A 4,424-nucleotide genomic window follows, 5' to 3' on the forward strand; every position below is an offset into this window, starting at 1 on the left:
GGCCGTCGCGGTAGCGCTCGGCCTGGCGGGTGGCGTCGCCGAAGCGGGACAGCCAGCGCGGTGAGTGCACGCCGAAGTCGGTGCCCGCCACGCGGCGCAGCTGCCGGGTGAACTCCTCGAACGTCGGGGGGACGGTGCGGTCCTCGCTCACCCCTTCGGCGGGGACGACGACCCGGTGCACCCCGTCCGCGAGGGGCGCGAGGCCGAACCGCTTCTGGGTCTTGCGGACCTCCTCCACCACGGCGGCCAGGGTCTCGGGCGAGGCGGTCACCTCCATCTCGCCCAGCAGCGTCTCGGCCCTGGCGGGTTCACCGGGGAAGCCGATGCCGAGCAGCTTGCGGACCGTGCTGCGGCCGCCGTCGCACCCGACGAGGTAGCGGGAGCGCAGGTGCGTGCCGTCGGCCAGCTCGACGGTGACGCCGTCGTCGTCCTGGCTGAGCGCGACCAGTTCGTGGCCGCGCCGGATGTCCGCGCCCAGTTCGGTTGCGCGCTCGGTGAGCAGGCGGTCGACGACGGGCTGCGGGATGGCCAGGGTGTAGGGGTGGGTGGTGTCGAGCCGTTCCGGTGACGGCTTGGCGATGCCGGCGAAGAACCCGCCGGCCGGGTGCTTCCGGCCCAGCGGGAGGAACCGCTCCAGCAGGCCGCGCTGGTCCATCACCTCGATGCTGCGGGCGTGCAGGCCGAGCGCGCGGACGACCTTCGTCGGTTCGGCGTCCCTCTCCAGCACGACCACCCGCACGCCGTGCAGGCGCAGCTCGGCCGCCAGCATCACGCCGGTCGGTCCGCCGCCCGCCACGATCACGTCGATCACATGTCCCCCGCAGCCGCCGGGCACGTGGTTCGTGGACCCTGTTCGCGCAGGTCCCGGCTTCAGCGCGGAATTGTGCGGCAGGACGGGGGTCTTGCCGCAAGACCCTCTGTGCGCTATACGTTGGAAGTGGCAGGGAGTGGTTTCTCCCCCTGTCCTGTTCTTTGCGCGGCACGCCCCTTGGCCGATGCGTCACACCTGGGGTTGCGCGGTGGTCCCGGCGGGGTAACCGGGCTCACTTCGTGGAAAGAGGGTGGCCGCATGATCGTTCCTTTGGACCTCACGGACGACGCCACGGCAGAGGCCGTGCAGTGGATCGCGTCGCAGTCCTACGCGGTCGAGGCGGAGTTGGTCGGCAGCACGGCGATGCCCGGGTTGCGGGAGTCGGTCGACGACATCCGCGTGTTGCCGTTGAGATGGCTGGGCGGGTACGTCGACAACGAGCTGGTGGCGTTCGCCGGGTACTCGAAGGTGGACGGTGTGCTGGACATCGACCGGTTGTGCGTGGCGCCGAGCCACTTCCGGCTGGGGTTCGCGCGGCGGTTGGTGGAGCAGGTGCTGGCCGAGGGCGGGCCGGCGATCGTGTCGACGGGTGCGGCGAACGCGCCCGCGATCGCGCTGTACGAGGGTCTGGGGTTCCGGTTGGTCGACACGGTCGTGGTGGAGGGTGGGCTGCGGATCGCGCAGTTCGGGCACCCGGGGCTGGTCTAGGGGCCGGGTGCCCAGCGCCTGATCGTTGGTATGGCCAACGAGCGGGTAGACTGCGGGCGCATGGAGACCTCAGGGGCGCCCCAGCGGCTGCGCGGCACCGCGACCTGGCTGCTCGGGCAGACCACGGCCCACGCGCACCGGCTCGTGTCCGAGGCGTTGGGCGCGGTCGACGCGCGGCGCTACCACTACTCGCTGCTGGCCGCGCTGGACGAGTTCGGCGCGGCCAGCCAGGCGGATCTGGGCCGCCGCGGCGGGTTGGACCGCAGTGACGTGGTGGCCACCGTGAACGAGCTGGCGGACAAGGGGTTCGCCGAGCGCAGACCCGACCCGGGCGACAAGCGGCGCAACATCGTCACCATCACGCCGGCGGGGGTGGCGCACCTGCGTCACCTGGACCGGGTGCTGGCGCAGGCCCAGGACGCGCTGCTGGCGCCGTTGTCGCAGGCCGAGCGGGCGGAGCTGGTGCGGGTGCTGAACGTGGTGCTGGAGCACCAGCGGTGACGGGGTCGATGCGGGCGGTCGTGCTGAGCGGGCCGGGCCCGGTGGAGAACCTGACCGTGGTGGAGCTGCCGGTGCCCGAGCCGCCGCCGGGCTGGGTGCGGGTGGAGGTGCGCGCGTTCGGGCCGAACCGGTCGGAGCTGCACACCCGGCTGGGGTTGGCCGAGGGCGTGACGTTCCCGCGCGTGCCGGGCATCGAGGCGGTGGGCGTGGTGGACAGCGACTGCGACCTGCCGGTCGGGCAGCAGGTGGCGGTGATGATGGGCGGGATGGGCCGGGTGTTCGACGGCGGGTACGCCGAGTACACCGCGGTGCCGCGCGAGCTGCTGATCCCGTTCACCTCCGAGCTGCCGTGGGAGGTGCTGGGCGCGGTGCCGGAGACGTTGCAGACCGCGTACGGCTCGTTGACCACGGGGTTGGACCTGCGGGCGGGTCAGACGCTGCTGATCCGGGGCGGCACGTCCGCGCTGGGGTTCGCCACCGCCGCGCTGGCCGTCGACCTGGGCGCCAGGGTGCTGGCCACGACCCGCCGCGCCGACCGGCTCGACGTGCTGCGCGAGCACGGGGTGGCGCACCCGCTGGTGGACGACGGGAAGGTCGCCGCGCAGGTCCGCGAGCTGGTCCCCGAGGGGGTGGACGCCGCGTTGGAGCTGGTCGGCACGCCGACGTTGCCGGACACGCTGGCGGCCACGAAGGTGCACGGCACGGTGTGCTTCACCGGGATGCTGTCCAACGAGTGGCTGGTGCGCGACTTCTACCCCATCGGCTACCTCCCGAAGGGCGTGCGGCTCACCGCGTACGGCGGCGAGAGCTCCGACCTGCCCGCCGAGGTGCTGCAGCGGTTCCTGGACCGGGTCGCGGGCGGCGAGGTGGGCCTCGGTCCGACGACGGTCTACCGGTTGGACGAGATCCGGCAGGCGCACGACGACATGGAGCACGGCAGGCGGGTCGGCAAGCTCGTCGTGCTGGTTCGGGGAGAATCCGCCTGAGATTTCCGTCGAGGTCGTGTCGATGTGGTCGACCGCCGTTCGTGTAGAGGGTGCGGAAACCACCCGACCTGAGGAGCACGAGATGACCCAGTACCTGATCAGCGTGATCGAGCCCACCGGCTACGGCGCCCCCGAGCCGGAGGTCATGGAGCAGATCGTCAAGGACGTCCAGGCGGTCGACGCCGACATGCGGGAGACCGGCGTGTGGGTGTTCGCCGGCGGTCTGCACGCCCCGGACACGGCGACCACGTTGCGGCCGGGCGCGAACGGGGAGCTGGTCGTCACCGACGGCCCGTTCACCGAGAGCAAGGAGCACATCGGCGGGTTCAGCATCATCGACGTGCCGGACCTGGACGCGGCGCTGGAGTGGGCGCGGCGGTTGGGCGTGGCGTGCCGGCTGCCGGTCGAGGTGCGGCCGTTCCAGGACATCCCCGGCTGACGTGACGGCGGTCGAGCAGGTCTTCCGGGCGGAGTACGGCCGGGCGGTGGCGGTCCTGGTCCGCGTCTTCGGTGACATCGACGTCGCCGAGGAGGCGGTCCAGGACGCCTTCGCCGAGGCCGTGCGGCGGTGGCCGGAGGCCGGTGTGCCGCCGAGCCCGGTGGGCTGGATCATCACCACGGCCCGCAACCGGGGGATCGACCGGCTGCGCCGGGAGGCCAAGCGCGACGACCGGCAGGCCCAGGCCGTGCTGCTGCACGCGCGGGAGGGGCACGACGGGTTCGAGGTGGACGCGGTGGGTGACGAGCGGCTGCGGTTGATCTTCACGTGCTGCCACCCGGCGTTGAACCCGGCGGCGCGGGTGGCGTTGACGCTGCGGCTGCTGGGCGGGTTGTCCACGGCGGAGATCGCGCGGGCGTTCCTGGTGCCGGAGTCGACGATGGCGCAGCGGCTGGTGCGGGCGAAGGCGAAGATCCGGGACGCGCGGATCCCCTACCGGGTGCCGGGTGAGGCGGAGCTGCCCGACCGGCTGCGCGCGGTGCTCGCGGTGGTGTACCTGGTGTTCAACGAGGGCTACTCGGCCAGTTCGGGTGACGCGCTGGTGCGCGAGGACCTGTGCGCCGAGGCGGTGCGGTTGGGCCGGGTGCTGGCCGGGTTGATGCCCAACGAGCCGGAGGTCGTCGGGCTGCTGGCGTTGATGCTGCTGCTGCACGCCCGCGGTCCGGCGCGCACCGGTCCGGAGGGCGGGCTGGTGAGGTTGGCCGACCAGGACCGCTCGCGCTGGGACCAGGCCCTGCTGGCCGAGGGGCGGGAGCTGGTGCGGTGGTGCCTGCGCCGCAACCAGCCGGGCCCCTACCAGGTGCAGGCCGCGATCAACGCGGTGCACAGCGACCCGCCGCCGACGGACTGGGGGCAGGTGGTGCTGCTCTACGACCACCTGCTGGCGTTGGCGCCGAGCCCGGTGGTGGCGCGGAACCGG

General features: G+C 72.8%; 6 protein-coding genes. 5 read left to right on the plus strand and 1 reads right to left on the minus strand.

Annotation, left to right across the window (positions count from 1 at the left end; genetic code table 11):
* A partial coding sequence (locus AB0G02_RS29640) for an FAD-dependent monooxygenase (RefSeq protein WP_360800310.1) occupies positions 1-811 on the minus strand: 811 nt, incomplete at its 3' end.
* A gap of 258 nt (positions 812-1,069) precedes the next feature.
* On the opposite strand from AB0G02_RS29640, the gene AB0G02_RS29645 reads away from it, so the two are divergent.
* The 5 genes from AB0G02_RS29645 to AB0G02_RS29665 form a co-directional block, all read left to right on the plus strand.
* Positions 1,070-1,519, plus strand: a complete 450-nt coding sequence (locus tag AB0G02_RS29645; protein WP_360800312.1) for a GNAT family N-acetyltransferase — start codon at positions 1,070-1,072, stop codon at positions 1,517-1,519.
* A gap of 60 nt (positions 1,520-1,579) precedes the next feature.
* Positions 1,580-2,020, plus strand: a complete 441-nt coding sequence (locus tag AB0G02_RS29650; protein ID WP_360800314.1) for a MarR family transcriptional regulator — start codon at positions 1,580-1,582, stop codon at positions 2,018-2,020.
* 8 nt (positions 2,021-2,028) lie between these two features.
* Positions 2,029-3,006: a zinc-binding dehydrogenase gene (locus AB0G02_RS29655; RefSeq protein WP_360800323.1), complete on the plus strand. Its 978-nt coding sequence runs from the start codon at positions 2,029-2,031 to the stop codon at positions 3,004-3,006.
* Between the two features lie 82 nt (positions 3,007-3,088).
* Positions 3,089-3,445 (plus strand): YciI family protein, encoded by a 357-nt coding sequence (locus AB0G02_RS29660; RefSeq protein ID WP_360800317.1) that lies wholly within the window; start codon positions 3,089-3,091, stop codon positions 3,443-3,445.
* Position 3,446: 1 nt separating this feature from the next.
* A partial coding sequence (locus AB0G02_RS29665) for a sigma-70 family RNA polymerase sigma factor (protein WP_360800320.1) occupies positions 3,447-4,424 on the plus strand: 978 nt, incomplete at its 3' end.

The sequence above is a fragment of the Actinosynnema sp. NPDC023658 genome, from assembly GCF_040639995.1.
Taxonomy (GTDB): domain Bacteria; phylum Actinomycetota; class Actinomycetes; order Mycobacteriales; family Pseudonocardiaceae; genus Actinosynnema.